At 39.3% G+C, this 22969-nt stretch carries 20 protein-coding genes and 1 other annotated feature; of the genes, 17 read left to right on the top strand and 3 right to left on the bottom strand.

Features of this window, described 5'->3' with window-relative positions:
- The first annotated feature begins 41 nt into the window (after positions 1–41).
- The gene (locus ACKVEV_RS09725; protein WP_409370181.1) at positions 42–677 is read left to right on the top strand and encodes a DUF421 domain-containing protein; all 636 of its coding nucleotides are present in this window, start codon (positions 42–44) and stop codon (positions 675–677) included.
- On the opposite strand, the gene ACKVEV_RS09720 is transcribed toward ACKVEV_RS09725, so the two are convergent.
- Positions 674–2191, bottom strand: a complete 1518-nt coding sequence (locus ACKVEV_RS09720; protein ID WP_409370180.1) for an oligosaccharide flippase family protein — start codon at positions 2189–2191, stop codon at positions 674–676. The two genes, ACKVEV_RS09725 and ACKVEV_RS09720, sit on opposite strands and share 4 nt — an antisense overlap.
- Before the next feature lie 93 nt (positions 2192–2284).
- On the opposite strand from ACKVEV_RS09720, the gene ACKVEV_RS09715 reads away from it, so the two are divergent.
- The 9 genes from ACKVEV_RS09715 to trpA all read left to right on the top strand — a co-directional run bounded on the left by ACKVEV_RS09715 (position 2285) and on the right by trpA (position 12308).
- Positions 2285–2623, top strand: a complete 339-nt coding sequence (locus ACKVEV_RS09715) for a post-transcriptional regulator (RefSeq protein WP_409370179.1) — start codon at positions 2285–2287, stop codon at positions 2621–2623.
- Between the two features lie 359 nt (positions 2624–2982).
- On the top strand, positions 2983–5250 hold the full coding sequence (secDF, locus tag ACKVEV_RS09710) for a protein translocase subunit SecDF (protein WP_409370178.1): 2268 nt from the start codon (positions 2983–2985) through the stop codon (positions 5248–5250).
- Between the two features lie 242 nt (positions 5251–5492).
- Positions 5493–5690 carry a hypothetical protein gene (locus tag ACKVEV_RS09705; RefSeq protein WP_409370177.1) on the top strand — a complete coding sequence of 66 codons (198 nt, stop codon included), beginning with the start codon at positions 5493–5495 and terminating at the stop codon, positions 5688–5690.
- A 398-nt stretch (positions 5691–6088) separates the two neighbouring features.
- Positions 6089–6403, top strand: a binding site (T-box leader).
- Between the two features lie 102 nt (positions 6404–6505).
- Positions 6506–7879 carry a chorismate-binding protein gene (locus tag ACKVEV_RS09700; protein WP_409370176.1) on the top strand — a complete coding sequence of 458 codons (1374 nt, stop codon included), beginning with the start codon at positions 6506–6508 and terminating at the stop codon, positions 7877–7879.
- Positions 7879–8910 (top strand): anthranilate phosphoribosyltransferase, encoded by a 1032-nt coding sequence (gene trpD, locus ACKVEV_RS09695; RefSeq protein WP_409370530.1) that lies wholly within the window; start codon positions 7879–7881, stop codon positions 8908–8910. The genes ACKVEV_RS09700 and trpD overlap by 1 nt, the downstream gene beginning before the upstream one ends.
- The gene (gene trpC / locus ACKVEV_RS09690) at positions 8907–9698 is read left to right on the top strand and encodes an indole-3-glycerol phosphate synthase TrpC (RefSeq protein ID WP_409370175.1); all 792 of its coding nucleotides are present in this window, start codon (positions 8907–8909) and stop codon (positions 9696–9698) included. The genes trpD and trpC overlap by 4 nt, the downstream gene beginning before the upstream one ends.
- Positions 9695–10309: a phosphoribosylanthranilate isomerase gene (locus ACKVEV_RS09685; protein WP_409370174.1), complete on the top strand. Its 615-nt coding sequence runs from the start codon at positions 9695–9697 to the stop codon at positions 10307–10309. Before trpC ends, ACKVEV_RS09685 begins: the two co-directional genes overlap by 4 nt.
- Positions 10309–11520, top strand: a complete 1212-nt coding sequence (trpB, locus tag ACKVEV_RS09680; RefSeq protein WP_409370173.1) for a tryptophan synthase subunit beta — start codon at positions 10309–10311, stop codon at positions 11518–11520. The genes ACKVEV_RS09685 and trpB overlap by 1 nt, the downstream gene beginning before the upstream one ends.
- Positions 11517–12308: a tryptophan synthase subunit alpha gene (gene trpA, locus ACKVEV_RS09675; RefSeq protein WP_409370172.1), complete on the top strand. Its 792-nt coding sequence runs from the start codon at positions 11517–11519 to the stop codon at positions 12306–12308. Before trpB ends, trpA begins: the two co-directional genes overlap by 4 nt.
- A 127-nt stretch (positions 12309–12435) precedes the next feature.
- Here the strand turns inward: trpA and ACKVEV_RS09670 are convergent, their stop codons facing one another.
- Positions 12436–12792: a hypothetical protein gene (locus tag ACKVEV_RS09670; protein WP_409370171.1), complete on the bottom strand. Its 357-nt coding sequence runs from the start codon at positions 12790–12792 to the stop codon at positions 12436–12438.
- A 355-nt stretch (positions 12793–13147) separates the two neighbouring features.
- Between ACKVEV_RS09670 and ACKVEV_RS09665 the strand changes: the two genes are divergently transcribed.
- The 4 genes from ACKVEV_RS09665 to ACKVEV_RS09650 all read left to right on the top strand — a co-directional run bounded on the left by ACKVEV_RS09665 (position 13148) and on the right by ACKVEV_RS09650 (position 18785).
- Entirely contained in the window at positions 13148–13438 is a 291-nt protein-coding gene (locus tag ACKVEV_RS09665; protein WP_409370170.1) for a single-stranded DNA-binding protein, read from the top strand.
- Between the two features lie 705 nt (positions 13439–14143).
- Positions 14144–16033, top strand: coding sequence for a group II intron reverse transcriptase/maturase (gene ltrA / locus ACKVEV_RS09660; RefSeq protein WP_409370169.1), 1890 nt, complete (start codon positions 14144–14146; stop codon positions 16031–16033).
- A gap of 131 nt (positions 16034–16164) precedes the next feature.
- Positions 16165–18258: a single-stranded-DNA-specific exonuclease RecJ gene (gene recJ / locus ACKVEV_RS09655; RefSeq protein ID WP_409370168.1), complete on the top strand. Its 2094-nt coding sequence runs from the start codon at positions 16165–16167 to the stop codon at positions 18256–18258.
- A 14-nt stretch (positions 18259–18272) separates the two neighbouring features.
- A complete protein-coding gene (locus ACKVEV_RS09650) occupies positions 18273–18785 on the top strand; it encodes an adenine phosphoribosyltransferase (protein WP_409370167.1) in 513 nt (170 codons plus the stop codon).
- Between the two features lie 76 nt (positions 18786–18861).
- Here ACKVEV_RS09650 and ACKVEV_RS09645 read toward each other — a convergent pair whose 3' ends face one another.
- Positions 18862–19314 carry a MarR family winged helix-turn-helix transcriptional regulator gene (locus ACKVEV_RS09645; RefSeq protein ID WP_409370166.1) on the bottom strand — a complete coding sequence of 151 codons (453 nt, stop codon included), beginning with the start codon at positions 19312–19314 and terminating at the stop codon, positions 18862–18864.
- Between the two features lie 159 nt (positions 19315–19473).
- On the opposite strand from ACKVEV_RS09645, the gene ACKVEV_RS09640 reads away from it, so the two are divergent.
- The 3 genes from ACKVEV_RS09640 to ACKVEV_RS09630 all read left to right on the top strand — a co-directional run bounded on the left by ACKVEV_RS09640 (position 19474) and on the right by ACKVEV_RS09630 (position 22937).
- Complete coding sequence (locus tag ACKVEV_RS09640) at positions 19474–20730, top strand: MFS transporter (protein ID WP_409370165.1); 1257 nt, start codon at positions 19474–19476, stop codon at positions 20728–20730.
- Positions 20731–20926: 196 nt separating this feature from the next.
- The gene (locus tag ACKVEV_RS09635; protein WP_409370164.1) at positions 20927–22018 is read left to right on the top strand and encodes a carbohydrate kinase; all 1092 of its coding nucleotides are present in this window, start codon (positions 20927–20929) and stop codon (positions 22016–22018) included.
- Positions 22019–22022: 4 nt separating this feature from the next.
- A complete protein-coding gene (locus ACKVEV_RS09630) occupies positions 22023–22937 on the top strand; it encodes a pseudouridine-5'-phosphate glycosidase (protein ID WP_402921099.1) in 915 nt (304 codons plus the stop codon).
- Positions 22938–22969 lie beyond the last annotated feature (32 nt).

The raw sequence follows: 22969 nt of genomic DNA, 5'->3' as shown, positions 1-22969 counted from the left end.
AGCAGCCGATACGGTCACCTTGATATAGTGGGGGTGTCTGTATGGAAGAATATTTAACAATAATCTTTAGAACATGCTTTTTATATGTGTTTATACTGATTGTGTTTCGTTTAATGGGTAAACGTGAAGTCGGTGAACTTTCTGTTATCGATTTAGTCGTCTTCGTCTTGATTGCAGAAGTGGCTGCTTTTGCACTGGATGATTATGAAAATCCATTATTTAATGCCATTTTACCAATAATTATTTTGCTCTTTATACAAATATTGAGTGCCTATTTATCATTGAAAAATAAAAAAATACGTGATTTGGTCGACGGGGATCCAGCCCTGCTCGTTAAAGATGGTATAATTCAAGAAAGTGAAATGCGCAAGCATCGTTATAATTTAGATGATTTATGTCAGCAACTACGTGAAAACGGTATCGCTTCAGTCACGGAAATTGCTTATGCTTATTTAGAGCCTTCCGGTAATCTTTCCGTGTATAAAAAAGATGAAAAAGCATTTTCCTATCCGCTTATTATTGATGGTGATATACAAGATAGACATTTATTGCTCATTCATAAAGATAAGGATTGGTTAATGGCTGAATTAGCTAAAAATAATATCCATGATAGTAATACGGTTTTCTTTTGTATATGGGAGGATAGTCGACTTCATATCCAATTGAAGGAACATTAAACCTTCTTAGCTAATTTACGAAGATAGTGGAAGTCTGTAAAACGTAATTGATTGGTCATTAATAATAGCGTGAATAGTAAAAATAATGTAACACAGCTACTTAAAAGCAATGGTAGTGGCATTATTTGCATAAAGAAATATTGAGCAATACAAACCGCAATAAAACAACTATAAGGCACAACAAACATGCGGAAGCCGGCGCGCAAATTTTTGCGTTGTCTTACTGTCGCGATATGCAAGAACGATGTTAGTAAAACGCCAAAACCAATCGCTACTACTGCACCTTTTTCCTGTATGCCGGGTTGGGAGGCCAGTACAAACATAACGAACAACTTTCCAAGACCACCGTAAATGGAATTCATCATGGCAGCACGTGCTTCACCAACGGCTTGTAAAATCGAATGAAGTGGACTTTGAATATAATAAAAATAAAATATCGGTGCTAAAATTTTCACATAGCCTCTATTTTCTTCTAAGTGAAATAATTTCATCGCTAAGTCGTCGCCATGCACGAAAAAGTACGTGGCAGCGAAGCAACCTACTAATGATGATAGACGTAATGACACGGAAATTCGTTCTTGTAAAAGTGCGTTATGTTGGCGTGCAACAGCATCACTAACAGCAGGGATCAGCACAATGGACAATGCGGTAGAGACAAAAGCAGGAAATAGTAGTAGGGGCACTAAAACACCTGAAATAACGCCATATAAAATCGTGGCAGCCGATGCAGTCAAGCCTGCCATCGTTAATGCCTTTAAAAAGATAATCGGCTCTAAAAACCATGTAAACGAGCCAAATAGCTTGCTTCCTGCTGAAGGTACGGCAACCCGTAGCATCGGTGAAGCAGGGTAGGACTCCACTTTGCTTTTTTTAGGCAATAATTTTTTCTTGGAAACTGTGTAATGGAGCCATAAATACAAGAAAGCAACAACTTCAGCTAATAGCGTAATACCCATGGCAGAGGCTGCAGTAATAGCGGCATTATTATAAGCAGCAACTAGCGGTAACATAAAAGTAATAAATCCGATACGAACAACTTGTTCAAGCATTTGTGCCCAAGCAGTTGGTGTGATTTTAGCAACGCCTTGTAAATAAGCGCGAAGTAATCCTGAACCGACTGAAACAGGCACAGCAAAGAGTGCAATCCAAAGTGTAATGGTTGTTTGTTCATTATGTAACAGCGTTGTAGAAATATAAGGTATTGTTAGTGCAACGAGTGGCATAAAAACAATCATACCAATAAACGACCAAATGATAGCCGTACGCATGACGCCAAAGATGCTTTCACGCTTATTTTTTGCTAGTAATTCTGCTACAATTTTAGCAACAGCGATAGGTAGTCCAAGTTGAATGAGTGAGATGAAGAAAATAAATGCAGGATAGGCGGTCATATAAATGCCGACTGCTTCTTCACCCGCAATACGCATAAATTGCATTCTATAAAAGAAGCCAAAGAGTTTAGATAAAAAAATAACAAACATTAAAAATAGTGTACCTCGAACAAAAGAACTCATGCCATCCGTCCCTTCTCAAGCCGCAAAAATTCATTTACACTATTTGTATGCAATTACTTCTTACGATACAACTTTGATTGGAGATGATTCAAAATGAGTATGCAACATGCACAACTATTTGAAAAAATTCGTCCGGCAATTGATAGTAAGATTGCAGAATTTCGGTATTATAAATATGATGCCATCACCGCAGAAGAATTATGGCGTTTTTGTGTAGAAAAGAAATGGCGAAAAAAAAATGTTGAACAATTGCGCTTATATGAGATTATTGCAACTATTTTTGCAGTATCACCATCTGATATCGTATCATTCAACCAAGTAGAGTTTTTACAAAGTGATGATTGGTTTGCAGAAATAAACACGGAAGAATTAAAATCATTGCTTGGGCCATTAAAAACACAAGCAGAATTTGTCGGTTCTGTAAAAGATTAATAAGAATACTACAGTGTTGAATTGACACCAAGCGCAACGTGTTTCATAATAAGTGTGTTGCGCTTTTTTACTTTGTACAAGCCGTGTTGAAAAAAATAGGCAGTAAAAAGTGGTATGGGTTTTTTATTTCCCTACATAAATGTTCCGCTTACTATTCATAATGAAATAGAAGAATAGCTTCTATTAGTACGGGAATTGCGCGTTATTGAACGATTAAAAATAAGTAAGCAAACCTTTTGAAGCACAGGCTACATGATTCTAGAGGAAAAGGAGGAATACACGTTTCAAAAGGGATTGCTAGTATACTTGTTTGCAGTGTAAGGGGATGCCCTTTGCACCAATTCGAGGAGGATTTATAGATGAAATTAAGAAGTCGAATTGTGGCGTTCGTGCTGCTAATGGTGTTATTCTTTTCAACCATGGGTACGACTGCACAAGGCGTCTTAAAGGACATTAAGCTTGGTCTTGATTTACAAGGCGGGTTTGAAGTGCTTTATGAGGTCAATAAATTAAAAGAAGGACAAAAAATTACACCGGAAATTGTCACGGCAACGGCAACAGCTCTTGGCAATCGTGTCAATGCGCTTGGCGTAAGTGAACCGAGCATTCAGGTTGAAGACAAAAACCGTATCCGTGTGCAATTAGCGGGGGTTGAAAATCAAGAATCTGCTCGTAAAATGCTATCTACTTCTGCGAATTTAACATTCCGTGATGTCGATGATAATTTACTGTTAGATGGTGATGATTTAAAGGCTAATGGTGCGAAGGATTCCTTTGACCAACAAAACCGTCCGATTGTGTCGCTAACGTTAAAAGATGCGAAAAAATTTGCGGATGTTACAAGTAAAATTGCTGCCAAACCACAAGGCCAAAATTTACTTGTTGTATGGTTAGACTTTGAAGAAGGTGTCGATTCGTATAAAGCTGAATCACAAAAAGCGAAACCTCGCTATGCATCTGCTGCAACAGTTACTCAAACATTAAATACAACAGATGTTATGATTAGCGGTAATTTTACAGTTGACGAAACAAAAAATTTAGCCGGTATTTTAAATGCAGGGGCACTACCAGTGAAGCTTGATGAGATTTATTCTACATCAGTAGGCGCACAATTCGGTGACCAAGCATTGAAAAGTACTGTATTTGCAGGTATTGTCGGCGTAATAGTGATCTTCCTATTTATGCTATTCTACTACCGTTTACCTGGCTTTATTTCAATCATTACCCTTGCTGTATTCACATTCCTAGTTCTTGTTGTGTTCGACTGGATTAATGCTGTCTTGACATTGCCAGGTATTGCCGCGATCGTGCTCGGTATAGGGATGGCAGTCGATGCCAATATCCTTGCGGCAGAACGTATTCGAGAAGAGCTACGTGTTGGTTATTCTGTTAAACAAGCATTCCAGCTTGGTTCCAAACAATCTTTATCAGCGATTGTTGATGCACAGTTAACAACATTATTAGCAGCAGCAGTATTATTCTATTTCGGGACAAGTTCTGTTAAAGGATTTGCCACAACATTAATCATTAGTATTTTACTGAGCTTCCTAACAGCTGTTTGGGGTTCTCGTGTGCTACTAGGATTGCTAGTGAACAGTGGTTACTTCAATAATCCAGCATGGTTTGGTATTCCAAAATCTAAACAACATAGCTTGGATGAAAATATCGGTACATTAGATTTATCAACGAAATTTGACCGTTTTGACTTTGTACACAACCGCAAAAAATTCTATACGTTCTCTATGGCTATTTTTGTAGTTGGGATTATCGTACTGGGTATTTTCCGCTTAAACCTTGGGATTGACTTCTCAAGTGGTACACGTGTGCAAATTGAAGCAGATCAAACGTTAACGAAAGAAGAAGTGTCAAAATATGTGTCTAGCATCGGTTTCCCATCTGATGATATCGTACTTTCAGGTGAGAAAAGTAAAATGGCGGTCATCCGTTATAAAGATGATTTATCACAAAGTGACATTTTAAAATTCAAAAAAGTAGCGGGCGAAAAATATGGTCATGAGCCTGGTGTAAGTACTGTTTCACCGACGATTGGTAAAGAGCTTGTGAAAAATGCCATCAAAGCATTAGCACTTGCTGCGCTTGGTATCATCATTTATGTAGCAGTTCGCTTTGAATGGCGCATGGGTGTTGGTGCGATTGTGTCGCTTCTGCATGACGTATTCCTCATCATCGCTGTCTTTAGCTTTATGCGCTTAGAAGTGGATATTACGTTTATTGCGGCTGTCTTGACAATTGTTGGTTACTCTATTAACGATACGATTGTTACATTTGACCGTATGCGAGAAAACTTAGAGCAATACGATACAATTAAAGACCGTGAAGTTTTAGCGAATATTGTTAATAAATCGTTACGTCAAACGATGGGCCGTTCGGTGAATACGGTGTTAACAGTAATTATCGTAGTCGTGTCGCTTCTTATTTTCGGTGCACCATCTATTGAAACATTCTCTATTGCGTTATTAATTGGTTTAATTACAGGTATGTATTCATCTATCTGTATTGCAGCTCAAATCTGGTACTCACTAAAAGTACGTGAGATGAAAAAATCAGATGGCCAATTACGTAAAAAAGAGAAAAAACAATGGGGAACAGACGAACCTACTGTTTAATAATTAGTGTAAAGAGCCATTCTCAACTAAGGTTGAGATGGCTCTTTTTGTCTGTTTGTAAATGACTTGCAGCTAGAAGGGAATTGATTTAAAAAATAAGTTTTGCTAAATTAGAATTAAAAAAAGGGTCTTCCTTTAAAGTGTATATCACTTATATAATGCTTTTTCGGGTATACGTATTATATCTATTCTCAAAAGTTTTAGCTTCATCATAAAAACAAATAGAGAAAGTGGGATGCTTAATGAAGCCAAGCTTTTTAATGACGTTTTTAGCTATCGTTGTTGGGTTAGCGACAGGTTTTCTTCTAATTAATAATGAGCTAGAGTTAATTAAAAGAATGATTCTACTAGTAATCTTAGTGTTGGCCGCCACGATATTAATGGTGCTAATATATAAAAATGATAAAGTGAAACTTGAAAAAAATAATCATAAATACTAGGCAAATTAGCATTATTCGGCTATAGACAAAACGCCAAGTTATTAAAATTAATTTACAGCCCCTTTTATTTTATTGATACTATTTCACCGTAGAAGAATGATTGAGTAAAGGGTTGCTCGACTTTGCGGGACGGAGCCAACAATCATAGGATAGCGCCGGAGGATGAAGCCACGACCCGTAAAAAAAGCGAACAAATCGGATTGAAAATCATAAAGCCGTAATAGTTTAAGTTATTAAAGAATAGAAAAGAAATAAGCCTTCATCTTTTCATCAGAATTGGTTGACAATTATTGTAGGTTGGCATAGAATAAGGCTAACTTTTCGTTCGGATATGGTAGAAGGTCTCGGGAGCGAGATCAGCCTTAGAACAGATGAGCAGAGCATAGACGAGAATAGCTGAGAAATTGATGAATAAGAGTAGTAGCATAAGTGTGCAATTTAGAGAGTCAGTGGCCGGTGTAAACTGATTTGTAGCTTATGTGAATGGACTTATGAGAGTTGCTATGTAGAATAGCAAACGGATTCCCCACGTTATCGGGGGTGCTTGCATTTAAACGGTTGACTTACAATTGTTTATTTGGCATATGCCTATAAAATCTTTCGCATGAAAACACAGCGATAGATTGTATTTACCATAGGTAAAAATAAAGCACAAAAGTGAGAGCTTTATCGCTCTAATATGAGGTGGCAACGCGGTCATGATCGTCCTCTGCAATTGGGAAATTCCTATTTGCAGAGGGCTTTTTTTGTTTTGTATTAAATTTCTCCAAACTCGTAATATGCAAAATATTTATTCATAAAGGAGTTTAGTCGATATGCAAACAACAAGTTCTAGAACAAAAATGAAAACGATAAATGGGGATTCGTTAACACCTATATTAATTTTTAGACGCTTGCAAGGTACGCATAAATTTTTGCTGGAAAGTTCAGCGCAACATGAAGGAGCAGGACGTTTTTCTTTTATCGGTGCCAATCCACGGAAAACCTATAAAGGCGCGGGGGATGAAATCAAAGAATACGCCTATAAAACAGGGAAAACGTATACACATAAAGGCGACCTTTTCGTATTGTTGAAGCGCCTGATGCCACGTATTTCCAATACGACTGAATTTCCATTTTCAGGTGGTGCCGTCGGTTATATTGGCCATCATGCGATAAACAATGGAGCAAGTAACGAAGAATTGTTTGAGCTTCCAGATGTTCATTTCCATGTGTATGAAACGATTATCGTTTTCGACCATTTAACGGATGAAGTGACATTAATCTATACGAACATTGATGCGGAAACGAAAGAGCCAAATTTAGAGGAGTTGGCACAGCAGTTGCTAACAGGCGATGAAGGGGAAGAGACAACATGGTCCTATCAAGCGTTAAAGACGGTATCGGATTCACAACAGGAACAATTTATTACAAATGTTATGAACACATTAAACGATGAACGTTCTCGTGTAGTCCTATCTAAACCATTTTTAGCAACGATCGACGGCGATGCATTTGCACTCTATCGTCAATTACGGAAGAAAAATGCTGCACCGTATATGTATTATGTAACATTTGATGACCATATTGTGCTAGGAACATCACCGGAAAGTTTAATTCGCGTACAAGGTCAACGCGTTATTGCAACGCCAACAGAAGGCTCTTTTCCACGAGGTGCTACTACCGCTGAAGATTTAGAACATGAACGTAAACTGTACGACAATGCTGAGGTAAGGAAATCGCATACAGTTCTTGTCACCGCTGTACAACAAGAGCTTGCAACTGTTTGTTTCCGTGATTCTATACAGGTCATTGACGCGATGAAATTGGAGCGCTCAAAGCAAGCATTGCATCTGACATCCCGAGTAGAGGGGCAACTATTACCGATGCTACATGCAGTAGATGTATTAGCTGCAACGTTACCGCCATTTACATCTATTAATCTACCTACTCAATTAAGCGACAACCAACTAAAATCAACAGCACAGACAGCGCGCTTATTAGGTGGTGCAATTGGCTTTATCGGCTTTAATGGCCATTTAGATTTTGCATTAACAGGCAAATCGATTGTTGTTGCAAACGAAACCATGCATATGCAATCGACTGTTATGGTGACCAAATATTCAACGGTCCATCATGTACTGAAACAAGTAAATACAGAACAACAGCTGTTTTTACAACATTTAGAAAATAAAGGTGGAGTGAAATGATGGAAACTATACAACGAAAGGTTCAGCAGCGACAGCATTTAATGTATGAGGAAATGTTTGAAGCGGCACAATGGATGTTCCAACAGGAGACGCCACAAGATGACATTGCCCATTTTTTAAGAAGCTTATCCGCAAAGGGCGAAACGGCACATGAAGTAGCAGCATTAGCAACGGTGATGCGTTCGTTTGCACTGCAAGTACCAGCACAAGCAGGTGACTATATGGATAACTGTGGTACAGGGGGAGATGGCTTAAATACATTTAATATTAGTACGGCCTCATCCTTTGTCTTGGCAGGGGCAGGAGTCAAGATGGCCAAACATGGAAATCGTAAAATTTCATCGGCATCAGGTAGTGCGGATGTATTAGAGGCGTTAGGCATTCATACAAATATTTCGATTGAACAAACGACTGCGCTTTTAGAAAAAGAAGGTATTGCCTTTTTATATGCGCCGAACGTGCATCCGAAATTGAAGCGAATAGGGGAGGTAAGGCGTGCTATAGGGAAGCCAACGATTTTTAATCTTGTCGGTCCGCTAACTAATCCAGTACCATTAGCAACGCAATTTACCGGCATCAATCGTCCGAATTTTGTAATGGAATATGCTTCGGTTTTGCAAATGCTTGGAAGGCAGCGGGCCATTGTCGTTTCTGGTCCAAAAGGATTGGATGAAGCGTCACTTGCTGGTCAAAATACATTTGTCTTAGTGGATAAAGGGGACTTAATTCCATTTTCTTTCACTGCAGAGGATGTCGGACTGCACTATGCTCCGTTAGAAGCGATTCGCGGCGGTGATGCGCACGACAATGCCATCATTATGCGCAAATTACTAGCAGGTGAACAAAGTGCCTATCTCGATACGGTATTGTTTAATGCGGGAATTGGTTTGTTTAGCCACGGCCTAGCACAAACCGTCAAAGAAGGTGTGGAAATGGCCAAGGATAGTATTTTCAGTGGGCGTGCATTGCAGAAATTGCAGGCAGTCGTTGCTTATAGTGAGAAAATTAAAGAGGTGGAGATTGGGCAATGAATATATTAACGAAAATTATTGAACAGAAAAAAATAGAAGTAGCCGACTTGCTTGCACAGCCAGATCCATTAACTAATGGTAGTGAAAGAAAGCGCGCCTCTTTGTTCACAACGTTAAAAACGGCTGATACGTTGCAAGTGATTGCGGAAATGAAGCGTGCTTCTCCTTCAAAAGGTCTTATTGCGGCGGGCGCTAATCCAGTAAAGCAGGCAAAAATATATGCACAGGCTGGTGCAGCTGCTATTTCAGTTTTAACAGATAAAACATTTTTTCAAGGCTCATTTGAGGATTTAGCAGCCGTTGCAAATGCGGTTCAAACACCACTTCTTTGTAAAGATTTTATGATTGACCGTGTACAAATTCGTTATGCAAAGGCTGCTGGTGCATCGATCATATTATTAATTGTAGCAGCACTTGACGATGCAACGTTACAAGATTTATATCACTTCGCCACAAGTTTAGGACTTGAAGTATTAGTAGAAGTTCACGATACCCAAGAGCTTGAACGAGCACTCGCTGTAGGGGCGCAGTTAATTGGTGTAAACAATCGAGATTTACGCACATTTGAGGTAGATTTAGCACGGACAAAGGAAATTGCAGAAGCCTTCCCATTTGGGGAGCAACGAGTGCTCATTAGTGAGAGTGGTATTTGGAATAAAGAAGATGCTCAAAAGGTTGCGACGATGGGGGCAAGTGCTGTTCTAGTAGGGGAGTCATTAATGCGTAGTGGCGATGCAGGTGTCGCACTGCAACAATTACAAGTACCTAAAGCGGGGGCATCCGTATGACGAAGGTGAAAATTTGTGGTTTGAAAGAAGTCCAACATGTGCAAGCTGCCGTGCAAGCGGGCGCGGATGCAATTGGTTTTGTCTTTGCTGCAAGTAAACGGCAAGTGTCGATTGAACAGGCGCAACAATTGGCAAAGCATATACCTGAAGGTGTACTGAAAATTGGGGTTTTTGTGAACCCAACACCTGAGGAGTTACGTGCGGCCGTGTCAAGTGTACCATTAGATTATGTGCAGTATCATGGCGACGAAACGCCTGATTTTATCGTGCAGCAAGGCTATCCTTCCATTAAAGCACTATCCGTTCATGGTGCTAAAGATGTGCAAGCAGCTGCCAACTATGCAGTCGATTATTATTTATTCGATGCGCCTGGCACGGACTACAAAGGGGGCAGTGGTCATACTTTTGATTGGACATTGCTCGAGACAGCGGGTATTCCACGTGAAAAGTTAATTTTAGCAGGTGGCTTAAAGATAGAAAACATTCATGAAGCATTGGCGCTCGTGTCGCCTTGCATGGTAGATGTATCAAGTGGCGTTGAAACAGAGGGTAGCAAAGATACGGAAAAAATAGCAGCATTTTTACAAGCAGTAAAGAGGGGGAGAGTATAATGGCCATTTCAATAGCAAATAGTGTACCGACAAAGGAAGGACGCTACGGGAAATTTGGTGGGCAGTATGTGCCTGAAACATTAATGACCGCTTTAATCGAACTAGAAGCAGCATTTGACGAGGCAATGGTAGATCCAACATTCACAGAGGAGCTAGCCTATTACTTACAGGAATATGTAGGGCGTGAGACACCGCTGTATTATGCACAAAATTTAACAAAAGCGCTTGCAGGAGCGAAAATTTATTTAAAGCGTGAAGATTTAAATCATACTGGCGCCCATAAAATTAATAATGCAATCGGGCAAGCGCTTCTTGCTAAACGGATGGGGAAAAAGAAAATAGTGGCGGAAACGGGTGCAGGTCAACATGGCGTAGCAACGGCCACTGCTTGTGCATTGTTAAATTTAGAATGCGTTGTGTTTATGGGTGCCGAGGATATTAAACGTCAACAGTTAAATGTTTTCCGAATGGAGCTACTTGGCACAAAGGTAGAGTCGGTGGAAACAGGGTCAAAAACGTTGAAAGATGCAGTCAATGCGGCCCTACGTTACTGGGTAACGAATGTCGAGGATACCCATTATATTTTAGGCTCAGCTCTAGGCCCCCATCCATTCCCGAAAATTGTGCGGGACTTCCAACGTATAATCGGTGTGGAAACAAGAGCGCAAATACTGGCAAAAGAAGGGCGTTTACCAAATGCGGTGGTCGCATGTATAGGTGGCGGTAGTAATGCGATTGGCATGTTCCATCCATTTGTAGATGATGAAGCGGTCGCGCTATATGGTGTAGAAGCGGCTGGCAGTGGACTTGAGACTGGGAAGCATGCAGCAGCGATTGCAGGTGGGCAGTTAGGTGTTCTACATGGTGCGTATATGTATTTATTACAAGATGACAATGGGTTTGTGCAGGAGGCTCATTCCATTTCAGCTGGTCTTGATTATCCTGGAAAGGGGCCAGAGCATTGTTATTTGCATGATATCGGTCGCGCCAAATTTGATTCGATTACAGATGAAGAGGCGCTTAAAGGCTTACAATTACTAAGCCGTACAGAGGGGATTTTACCTGCATTGGAAAGTGCGCATGCCATCGCCTATACGGCCAAGCTGGCAAAAGAAATGGATGCAGATGATATTATAGTGGTTTGTTTATCAGGTCGCGGTGATAAGGATGTGCATACTGTCCGCGCAGTACTTGGAGGTGAGGAATCATGATAACGTTACAACAAGCAATTGAACAAGCAAAAGATGCTGGTAATAAAGCATTTGTCCCTTATATTATGGCAGGGGATGGTGGACTTTCAACATTACAACCGACGATTATATCGTTACAAAAAATGGGGGTAACAGCGATTGAAGTCGGTATTCCATTTACGGATCCTGTCGCAGATGGGCCTACCATTGAACAAGCAGGAGCACGTGCTTTAGCGCAAGGTGTGACATTACGAAATGTTTTAGCAGCACTAGCCTCATTCCGTCAAGAAATCACAGTACCCTTAGTCGTCATGACATATTTTAATCCTGTATTAGCTTATGGCTTGGAAGAGTTTGCACGCGCTTGTGTGGCAGGGGGGGTAAAAGGCTTAATTGTCCCTGACGTACCGTTAGAGGAAAGTGCCATTTTACGTCAAACGTTAAATCCCTATGGCGTAGATATCGTGCAGCTTGTATCGTTAACAAGTCCACCTGCGCGAATTGCTCGTATTGCAGCAGCTAGTCAAGGCTTTGTTTATGCTGTAACAGTTAACGGCATTACAGGGGCGCGCGCAAGCTTTGCAGATGATTTAGAGGGGCATTTTGAGCGTTTGCGAGAAATGTGTCATATCCCTGTGCTAGCCGGCTTCGGTATTTCAACACCTGAACAAGTTGTAAGTATGGGCGCTTTGGGCGATGGCGTAATTGTTGGTAGTGCCATCGTGACAGCTTTACATGAAGGTAATGTTGCGAAAGTCGAAGCACTGGTCGCAGCTTCTAAAGGTTTGATGGAGAAGTCTCCGCTTTAATAGAATTGTTTGTAATTTGTTTGGGTGCCTGGCACTTAGCTTCGGCTGAATAGCGAACATCAACGACATAGCTAAAAAGTGTTAGATTGACTGTAGTCAATCTAACACTTTTTGTCTTATGTCGTGATTATTTAAAAGCATAATTAAATAATCCAACATATAACGGGCCAATAAGGATGAACGACATGATGCCGAAAATGGCTAGTTTAACATAGAGAGGAGCACTTTCATAACGTAATTCTTCATTAAACTTTTTATAACCAAAGACAACATCAAATAGTAAGCCAAAAATAAAGACAAATTTCCATACAACTAGTGGAAGGAATTGCTGATTTGTAACATAACAAAATAGACCGATCCAAGTAATAAAGGAAAAAACAAAATCGATTTTACCAAAAGAAGTTTTATAACCATCTTTTAAAAATATTCCGATTGCAGCGATTGCTAAAAAGCCTAAATAGCATAGCCAAAAAATTTCAATCATCACGTACCTACTTTCTCTTTCATACATCCAAATGATTATAGCGAATCATATATTATATGTGAATAACAATTATCACATTTCTTGAATAAAAGCTGTATAGTACTTGCAGGAGACCCGAGTCTCGACGAGCATGCGCCAGCGCAGGCTTAAATTTGTATGAGGAGTCATTTGCTTTTAATACCGGTGATGTCTACTCTTTTTTGAGAAGGCTTTTTCGAATTGACGAAAAAAAATCCATGTTAGAAATAACGATATAAGAGACAACCTATTAAATTAGGATAAAACTAGTAAGCTTGTACATAGTGCGTAGAAGCTCGATTTTCGGTATAATAGCCTTCGTGAGGAAGTGAGAAAAATGATTTTATCGAAAAAAAGATGGCAGGTAGAGCGCCCAGACGCACAACTTGTACAAACATTACAAAATGACTTACATCTTTCTGCAATTGCGGCGAAAATTTTGGCGGCACGAGGCTGTACAACGTCAGCCGATGCAGAAAGCTTATTAAATATGACAGAAGCGAATATCCACGACCCATTTTTAATGCATGGCATGACAGAAGCAGTAGCGCGCATTCAGCAAGCGCTTGAAAACAACGAGAAAATATTAGTGTACGGAGACTATGATGCGGGTGCGACACGTTTTTAAGTGAAAAGCTTAAACACTAGGGAGTCGTATAATTTCCCTAGGAGAACTGATTTCTTGATAGGTGGAATGATGGAGTAACGCCCTGAAACGCCTACTCTGATACTCCGACATGCTTTCTCTAAGGTTAAATAGAAAAGTATGAAGCTCGGTGAAGTCGGCAGAGAGATACCGTAAGTTTATTTATTATAAGTAAATACGAAAGCTGTCCAGAGGTGGATGGTGTATCCTATATGCCGGGAGTCTATAAAATATCTATGGTTAGAATGTGCTGCATAAGCACTGACGAATCTCTGAATGTACGGGTCTAGACGTAGACATTGTAGAAATGCAATGGATGGCAGTGCCATCGTATGTGTGGGTAAGTAAGAATCTGGCGTTATGAAAGCCCATAGCTTGTTAAAGGCAAGTTCAAGCATACAGGACTATAGGAGAAACCTAAGGATAAATGAATGGATAGAGAAATCGGAACGTGGAAAGCGAAGGATGTGGAGGTATTAACCAACCTATGAAACAGTTCAGTATATAAATGGGCAACCTATTAAAACTGATTAACCTATCGTGAGAGTGGAGCCACAGTACCTTTGAAACCGTGATAATAAGTGGTGGAGGGATAGGCTCTAGTCGGAAATTTCAAAGACTTATAAGTGCATAACAAATCACAGATTCGAGTATGACTAATAGAATCACCACTTGAGAGAGGGGTTGATGTCTGTGGCAAATTCACGAATCGTAAAACATGTTAAAAAGTCCAAACTTAGAAATGCTGAGTATTATAGTATGCAAACCTCGTTTGACATGCTATATGAACAAAGCAAAAATGGTAGTAAATTTAAAAACTTAATGGGTATGATCAGCTCTACTGAAAACATTAAGTTAGCGTATCGAAACATTAAGAAGAATACAGGCAGTAAAACGGCTGGCGTTGATGGTCGAACAATCGAACATATATCAAAGCTAAGCGAGGAACAATTTATTCGTTATGTTAGAAACAAATTACGAGATTATAAACCGAAAGCAGTAAGGCGGGTTGAAATACCCAAGCCTAATGGTAAAACAAGACCACTAGGAATTCCTGCAATTTGGGATAGAATAGTCCAACAATGTATTTTACAAGTTCTTGAACCTATAGCAGAGGCAAAATTCTCAGGTAGAAGTCATGGATTTAGACCAAATCGTTCAGTAGAAAATGCAATTGCACAAAGTTATCGGTTAATGCAAAATTCTAAAATGTCTTATGTAGTTGACATAGATATTAAAGGATTCTTTGATAACGTATCACATGCAAAATTATTAAAACAAATGTGGACATTAGGTATACAAGATAAAAACTTACTCACGATTATTTCTAAAATGCTTAAAGCCAAAATCAAAATGCCAGACGGAAAAATTATTGAGAATGAGAAAGGTACACCACAAGGAGGAATTCTCTCTCCTTTACTATCTAATATTGTTCTCAATGAATTGGATAGATGGATTGAAAGCCAATGGGAAAACACTCCCATTTGTAAAGATAAAGTAATTATTCGAAAAGATAGAGGGAATTCAACAGATAAAGGAAATCAATATTACCATCTAAAGAAAACCCAATTAAAGGAATGTTACATTGTTCGATATGCAGATGATTTTAAAATATTCTGTAGTAATCCTAATCATGCAAAGAAGTTATTTATCGCAGTCCAAAAATGGCTAAAAGATAGACTTGGCTTAGAAATTAGCGAAGAGAAATCAAAAATCGTAAATCTTAAAAAGGACTATTCTGAATTTCTAGGAATCAAAATGAAATTAATTTCAAAAGGTCAGAAATGGGTAGTTAAAAGTCATATGTGTGATAAAGCAGTAAAGCGCACGAAGAATAACCTTAAAGAAATTATTAAAGGTATTCGATATGATAGTGGCTCAAATGACCAAGCAAGAAAAATAGCACGATATAACTCAACTGTAATAGGACTTCATCAATATTTCCGTATAGCAACAATGATAGCCGAGGATATGGGAAACATCGCATATGAAATAAATGCGTGTTTGAAAGACCATCGAATGAAACGGCGAATCAAGAAAACGGGTGTTATCACTTCTGATTTCATCAAGAAAGAATACGGAAAAAGCAAGCAACTTAGATTTATATCACGAGAACCGTTTCTACCTATTGGCTACATTAAACACAAAATTCCAATGATGAAACGAAATGTAGTAAATGCATATACAAAAGAAGGTAGAGAAGAAATTCATAATAACCTTTCTACTATTGATGTTGGCATACTTCGTTTCTTAATGGAACACCCAATTCCACAACGAAGTGTTGAATATAACGACAATCGTATTGCATTATACTGTGCTCAAAGAGGTAATTGTCATGTAACAGGGCAAGAACTAAACCCGATGACGATTCATTGTCATCATAAAGTACCACGATTGCAAGGTGGTACTGACGAATACAAAAACCTCTGTCTCGTCGATAAAGAAATTCACATTTTGATTCATGCAAAAGATGAAGAAGTAATCTCGAAATATATACATCTTATAACGAATGTTGGAAGCCTAAACAAACTTAATAATTTACGCAAAAAATTAAATTTAAAAGAACTAGCAATTTAATTGGACAAATAAACATACGCTTAGTGAATACTGTTAAGTTATGTAGATTAACAAAGTTTTGAAATTATTCGATGGAACGCCGTGTGAGGTGAAAATCTCACGCACGGTGTGAAGTGGGGGAAAAGCTGGAGATGATATCAAATGCTTACCTATCACTATACGGTGTAACAAGTACAACAGTAATGCTCCATGTGTTACTAGACCTTGGCGCAGATGTATCCTTTAAAATACCGAATCGCTTTTTACATGGCTACGGTCCGAGTGAAGCATTATTTCGGGAAGCCCATGAAGAGGGCATTCAATTAATACTGACAGTTGATAACGGCATTTCAGGTATTGAACCGATTCGCGTTGCAAAAGAATTAGGGATGGATGTCATCGTGACAGATCACCATGAGCCAGGTGAGGAATTACCGCCTGCGGATATTATTTTACATCCACGTTTACCAGAGGGGCATTATCCATTTGGTGAGCTGGCAGGTGTTGGGGTGGCATTTAAATTAGCACATGCCCTTTATGGGGAACTACCAACACATTTATTGGAGTTTGTGGCAATTGGCACGGTGGCGGATTTAGTACCGTTAGTGGACGAAAACCGTTATCTTGTAAAACGTGGCATTGAGGAAATGCGCCGTTCACTTAGTCCATGGATACAGGCGATGTGTGAGGTAGCAAGTGCTGAGCAAGCCACAATTAATGAAGAAACAATCGGCTTTTATTTTGGGCCACGGTTAAATGCAGTTGGGCGCCTTGGCGAAGCCTCTCCCGCTGTCGAGTTATTAATGGCAGAAGATACAACAAAGGCGACAACACTCGCTAAACAGTTAAATGCGTGTAATACAGAGCGTAAAGATATTGTCAAAAGTATTACGGATGAGGCGATTGCTTGCATTGAAGCAGATGAAAAAATTGGCGACTCTCTTGTGTTAGTTGTAGCAGGGGAAGGCTGGAATGCTGGCGTTGTCGGTATTGTCGCATCCAGACTTGTTGAACTGTATTATCGTCCGACGATTGTTCTGTCACTAGATTTTGAGAAAGGGACAGCTAAAGGATCTGCACGTAGTATTGAAGGATTCCATTTATATAATGAATTGGCGAAAAATAGAGATATTTTACCGCATTTCGGTGGACATCCGATGGCAGCGGGTATGACGTTACCGTTAGAACATGTGGATGAACTGCGCGCACGCTTGGATGCACAGGCAAGAGAATGTTTAACAGAAGAGCAATTAACACCGGTTCTGTCGATTGATATTCCACTTAAAATTGATGAAATTTCGGTGGATGCCATTGAAGAGATTGCCACACTTGGCCCATTCGGTACAGATTTCCCAAAACCCGTGTATGTGCTTGAAGATGTGGAAATTGCCACAATGCGTAAAATTGGCGCCGCAGAAAATCATATTAAGATGGAATTAACAGACGGTATGGAAAAATTGGACAGTGTAGGCTTTAATAAAGGACATTTGTTCAATGAACTGACATATGGCATTAAAGTATCGTTTACGGGCGATCTTCAAATAAATGAGTGGCAAGGACGTAAAAAGCCACAATTTATGATAGAGGATGTCCAAACGACTGAGTGGCAATTATTTGATATTCGTGGCATTCGTCAAACATCTCGTTGGTTACATACAGTGCCAAAAGAGGAAGCCATCTTTTTTGCCTTCCGTCCTGAGACGATTAGCTATTATCAATCATTGCTTGGTGTGCCAATCCAATTAGTGGATGCTGAGCTATCCAATGTGGAGCAAACAGATTATATTGTGTTACTGGATTTACCGCACAATGTTCAATTATTAGAAAATGTTTTAAGCAAAACAGCACCTACACGTATTTATGCCCATTTCTATATGCCAGATTCCCAGTACTTTAATGGCATACCGACACGTGAGCAATTTGCGTGGTACTATAAATTTTTAAAACAACGTCCTGCATTTCCATTGGACATGCACTTGCCGGATTTAGCTAAGCATACGGGTTGGCCATTAGAAGCATTAAAATTTATGACACAGGTGTTTTTTGAACTTAATTTTGTTAAAATGGAGAGTGGACTGACGACTGTCAACGTAAATGTCCCGAAAACGGCATTAACAGAGGCACCGTCTTACAAACAACGTTCAGAACAGATTGAAATAGAACAAAAACTTGTCTATGCACCTTATATAGAGCTAAAACAATGGTTTGATGAACGATTAAATTTATATGCGAATACCATTTCGTAGGAGGAGTAAGTACTATGGATTTAAAGCAATACGTGACAACGGTTGAGAACTGGCCAAAAGAAGGCATTAGTTTCAAAGATATTACAACAATTATGGACAACGGTCCAGCTTACAAATATGCAACGGATCAAATCGTTGAATATGCCAAGGAAGTAGGAGCGGAAATTATCGTTGGCCCTGAAGCGCGTGGTTTTATTATCGGTTGCCCAGTTGCCTATGCGCTTGAAATTGGCTTTGCGCCAGTTCGTAAACCTGGAAAGTTGCCACGTGAAGTCATTAGTGCAGATTACGGTTTAGAGTACGGTAAAGATACATTAACAATGCATAAAGATGCCATCAAACCAGGTCAAAAAGTGCTTATTTGTGATGATTTACTAGCTACAGGTGGGACAGTAGAGGCAACTGTACGCTTAATTGAGCAATTAGGCGGAGAAGTAGTAGGCTGTGCTTTCCTAATCGAATTAAAAGAACTAAACGGTCGTTCAAAATTAGGCGATTTAAGCGTGAAAACGTTAATTCAATATTAATGAAAAAAGCTGTCCCAACTATTGGGACAGTTTTTTTCATTAGTTGAGGTGCCACGCACTCAAACAATTCTGACAATTAATCGTAGGATTTCACGACTTGTTGAATTTTTTTTAGCGTTTCATAAAAGTCTTTATATTTTTCGAGTCCAATATCATGGATGATTTTCTCCTGAATAGCCATCCAAATAGGAGCTGCTTCCGTTAATTTATGCATACCTGTAGTCGTTAAAGAGATTAGTTTTGTTCGCCCATCTTGTGGATCACGCTTTACTTCTACATAGTCATTTTTTTTCAAGAGATTGATATTGCGAGTGATGGTTGTTTGATCAAGTAATAGAATTTCACCTAATTGACTTACTGTCACTGCTTGATGTTGGGCGATATTTGCTAGCATCGAGTATTGCGTTACTTTTAAATTAGTAGGTTCCAGTACTTTATCATACAGTTGTGTAACGACCCTAGTTTTTTTTCTGAGATTTGCACATACACAAATTTGAGTATAGTCAATGTCTATGTAATTTCTGTCCATAACTAGATCTCCTTTTCACTTTATCGTTACGTAACATTGTACCACTAAATGGAATTTCTTTCTTGACATCCAAAATGCTGAGTCATTATTATATATGTATATACATATATTTTTAATATTGAAAAAAATTAATCATTTTTATCGAAATGCAGGTGGCTTATGAAACGTATTCATTACAGTTGGTTTATTTTAGTTATTACATTTTTCTCGATTATTGTAGCAGGCATTACCTTATCTTCTTCAGGTGTGTTTCTCGGTCCATTTGAACAGGAATTTGGCTGGGATCGCTCGGTCATTGCCATGGCTTTTGCCATTAGTCTTTTTTTATATGGCATTTCAGGACCATTTATGGCAGCATTACTCGAAGTTATCGGCTTAAAGAAAATGATGTTGGCCGCTATGGCCGTCTTAATAGTGGGTATTGCGCTTACGCTGTTGATGCAGCAAGCGTGGCAATTAATGATTATTTGGGGCTTTATTATTGGTCTTGGAGCCAGTCTATTTTTAACTGTATTAAGTCCATTCGTAGCAAATAATTGGTTCGAGAAAAGACGAGGGCTTGCGCTTGGAATATTAACAGCAAGTACTGCAACAGGGCAGTTAGTGCTGCTACCGATTTTAGCCATGATTATTGAAAAGTCCTCTTGGCGATGGGCAATTGCATTAATTATCGTGTTAAGCTCGATTATGTTTATGATGATTTTATTGTTTATGAAAAATAAACCGAAAGATGTCGGTCTTCTGCCATATGGGCTTGAAGAGGAAAGAGTAGAAAGTGAAGGACAGCAAAAGAAAAATCCAATTATTATTGCCTTTAACGGCTTATTTGAAGCTGTGAAAATAAAAGAATTTTGGCTTTTAGCAGGCAGTTTTTTTATTTGCGGTTTATCAACTAGTGGGTTAATTGGAACCCATTTTGTATCCTATTGCATTAGTTTCGGACTTCCATTAGTAACAGCCGCTTCCTTTCTATCGTTCATGGGGATTTTTAACTTAGTCGGCACAACATTATCTGGCTGGCTTTCTGATCGTTTCGATAATCGTTGGTTACTATTTTGGTATTATCTTTTAAGAGGAGCTTCATTAGTGTTACTTCCGTATGCATTAGCCCAAGGCTCGATGCCACTACTTATATTGTTCACAGCGTTTTATGGTTTAGATTGGATTGCGACTGTTCCGCCAACAATCGGTATTTCCAGACAAATTTTTGGCACGCAAAAAAGTGGCATTATTTATGGATGGATTTTTGCCTCCCATCAAGCAGGAGCTGCAGTAGCAGCATATGGTGGAGGTCTAATCTATAAATTTTTCAATTCGTACACATGGGCATTTTTCTTAGCAGGTGTTTTTTGTTTATTAGCGAGCTTTTTTGTGATTATCGTGAAAAAACAAAAGCCGGTGAAATTAGCTCACTAATGTCTAAAGCATGCCTACAAAGGATTCAACCTAATCGTATAAACAACATGAAAAGTACAAATAGTATGCTAGGTAGTTCTCTAGCGTGCTATTTTTTTGCTGTTAAAGCCTTTTAGACATGCGTGAATAAGAGAAAAGTTTGACTTTGTTCAAACAAAAGTTTATAATACAAACAAATATAATAAAAGGTGATGCTATGAATGAAAGAGAACAAGCGGTACTGGCTTTAATTCGCAAAAATCCGTTTATGTCTCAGCAAGAGATGGCAGATAAGATGAATCTGTCCCGTCCAGTACTTGCAAACTTAGTGTCGAGCTTAACGAAGCAAGGGAAAATTGTTGGCCGTGCTTATATTTTACCTGAGGAAAATGAAATTATTTGTATCGGCGGAGCTAATCTCGATCGGAAATTTCATGTAAAAGGGGCCGTGCAATTTGGTACTTCCAATCCTGCTAGCTCCTCATTCAGTGTAGGTGGGGTTGGTCGCAATATTGCGGAAAATTTAGGTCGACTGAATCATGAGGTAACGTTGCTCACAACAGCTGGTAAGGATGCGGATTGGCAAGTAATCCAAGAAGCATCAGAGTCGTTTATGAATTTGCGCTATGTCGAGCAGTTACCAGAAGCTACAACGGGTTCTTATACGGCGATTATGGACGAGCAAGGTGAGCTTGCATTAGCGGTTGCGAATATGGATGTTTATGATTTATTAGTGCCGAGTTTATTGAAGAAAAACGAGGCCATGCTAATGAATGCAGGCTGCTTTATTATGGATTTAAATTGTCCGAAAGAAACGGTGGCTTACATCCAACAAGTAGCGATTGCGCGGGCAATTCCATTTGTCATTGTACCGGTATCTTCACCAAAAATGAATCGATTACCGGATACTTTGCAAGGCGTTACGTGGTTTATTTGTAACACTGACGAAGCCGAAACAATTGTAGGGCATACAATTGACAACGAGGCAGGCTATGTAAAAGCGATTGAAAAGCTTCTGCAATTAGGAGCTGAGCATGTCATTATTACGGCAGGTAGCAAAGGTGTTTATGCTGCATCGACAGCGATTGCGCCACGTCATTTTGGCGCGAAGGCAATCGACAAAATTGAAGATGTAACGGGCGCTGGTGATGCTTTTGTAAGTGCTGTTATTCATAGTTGGTTAAGGGGTCAATCCTTTGACGTTTGTATTGATGCAGGCTTAACAAATGCTAAAAATACATTGGCATCCCCGTATACAGTAAGACCTGAATTGTCAGAAGAATTGTTGAAAAATGAAATGGAGGAATAACATTATGAAAGAATTTATCGTATTATCAGAAGAAGTAAAAGCTGGACAAGCGAAAGGTCTACCAATTGTTGCATTAGAGTCAACAATCATTTCACACGGTATGCCATACCCTCAAAATGTGCAAACAGCACGTGAAGTAGAGCAAATTATTCGTGATAACGGTGCAGTACCTGCAACGATCGCGCTAATTGACGGTAAAATTAAAATCGGTTTATCTGACGAAGAACTTGAAATGTTTGGTAATGCGCAAGGCGTTGCAAAAACTTCTCGCCGTGACTTAGGTTATTTATTAGCGACAAAAAAATTAGGAGCAACAACAGTTGCTGCCACAATGATCTGTGCTGAGCTAGCAGGCATTGAAATTTTCGTAACAGGTGGTATCGGTGGTGTACACCGTGGTGCCGAAACTACAATGGATATTTCTGCAGACTTAGAAGAATTAGCACAAACAAATGTAGCAGTTATTTGTGCGGGTGCAAAATCGATTTTAGATATCGGTTTAACATTAGAATATCTTGAAACGAAAGGTGTACCAGTAGTTGGTTACGGCACTGCCGAACTTCCTGCATTCTACACGCGTCAAAGTGGATTTGATGTCAACTTTAAACTAGATACACCAGAAGAAGTAGCAGCAATGTTACGTGCTAAATGGGATTTAGGCTTACAAGGTGGCGCGGTTATTGCGAACCCAATTCCAGAAGCGGATGCGCTTGAGCATGCATTTATTACAAACATTATCGAAAAAGCATTAGTAGAAGCTGAAGAAAATGGTATCCAAGGTAAAAATGTTACACCATTCTTACTTGGTAAAGTAAAAGAATTAACAGAAGGTAAGAGCCTTGAAGCGAACATTGCATTAGTGAAAAACAATGCAGTAGTGGGCGCAAAAATTGCGGTTGCTTACAACAAAGCAAACTAATGAATAAATAAAAAGACCCTTTGCAAAGTTAA

Source organism: Lysinibacillus sp. 38-6, from assembly GCF_046245175.1.
Classification (GTDB): Bacteria; Bacillota; Bacilli; order Bacillales_A; family Planococcaceae; genus Lysinibacillus.
This window is presented reverse-complemented; position numbering and strand designations above follow the sequence as displayed.

Coding starts and splice junctions, on each gene's coding strand:
- secDF (WP_409370178.1), top strand. CDS start 2,983: ATGAAATTAAGAAGTCGAATTGTGGCGTTCGTGCTGCTAATGGTGTTA.
- ACKVEV_RS09700 (WP_409370176.1), top strand. CDS start 6,506: ATGCAAACAACAAGTTCTAGAACAAAAATGAAAACGATAAATGGGGAT.
- ltrA (WP_409370169.1), top strand. CDS start 14,144: ATGTCTGTGGCAAATTCACGAATCGTAAAACATGTTAAAAAGTCCAAA.
- ACKVEV_RS09630 (WP_402921099.1), top strand. CDS start 22,023: ATGAAAGAATTTATCGTATTATCAGAAGAAGTAAAAGCTGGACAAGCG.
- ACKVEV_RS09665 (WP_409370170.1), top strand. CDS start 13,148: ATGATTTTATCGAAAAAAAGATGGCAGGTAGAGCGCCCAGACGCACAA.
- ACKVEV_RS09685 (WP_409370174.1), top strand. CDS start 9,695: ATGACGAAGGTGAAAATTTGTGGTTTGAAAGAAGTCCAACATGTGCAA.
- trpC (WP_409370175.1), top strand. CDS start 8,907: ATGAATATATTAACGAAAATTATTGAACAGAAAAAAATAGAAGTAGCC.
- ACKVEV_RS09725 (WP_409370181.1), top strand. CDS start 42: ATGGAAGAATATTTAACAATAATCTTTAGAACATGCTTTTTATATGTG.
- recJ (WP_409370168.1), top strand. CDS start 16,165: ATGATATCAAATGCTTACCTATCACTATACGGTGTAACAAGTACAACA.
- ACKVEV_RS09720 (WP_409370180.1), bottom strand. CDS start 2,191: ATGAGTTCTTTTGTTCGAGGTACACTATTTTTAATGTTTGTTATTTTT.
- ACKVEV_RS09640 (WP_409370165.1), top strand. CDS start 19,474: ATGAAACGTATTCATTACAGTTGGTTTATTTTAGTTATTACATTTTTC.
- ACKVEV_RS09715 (WP_409370179.1), top strand. CDS start 2,285: ATGAGTATGCAACATGCACAACTATTTGAAAAAATTCGTCCGGCAATT.
- ACKVEV_RS09650 (WP_409370167.1), top strand. CDS start 18,273: ATGGATTTAAAGCAATACGTGACAACGGTTGAGAACTGGCCAAAAGAA.
- ACKVEV_RS09645 (WP_409370166.1), bottom strand. CDS start 19,314: ATGGACAGAAATTACATAGACATTGACTATACTCAAATTTGTGTATGT.
- trpB (WP_409370173.1), top strand. CDS start 10,309: ATGGCCATTTCAATAGCAAATAGTGTACCGACAAAGGAAGGACGCTAC.
- ACKVEV_RS09635 (WP_409370164.1), top strand. CDS start 20,927: ATGAATGAAAGAGAACAAGCGGTACTGGCTTTAATTCGCAAAAATCCG.
- ACKVEV_RS09670 (WP_409370171.1), bottom strand. CDS start 12,792: ATGATTGAAATTTTTTGGCTATGCTATTTAGGCTTTTTAGCAATCGCT.
- ACKVEV_RS09705 (WP_409370177.1), top strand. CDS start 5,493: ATGAAGCCAAGCTTTTTAATGACGTTTTTAGCTATCGTTGTTGGGTTA.
- trpD (WP_409370530.1), top strand. CDS start 7,879: ATGGAAACTATACAACGAAAGGTTCAGCAGCGACAGCATTTAATGTAT.
- trpA (WP_409370172.1), top strand. CDS start 11,517: ATGATAACGTTACAACAAGCAATTGAACAAGCAAAAGATGCTGGTAAT.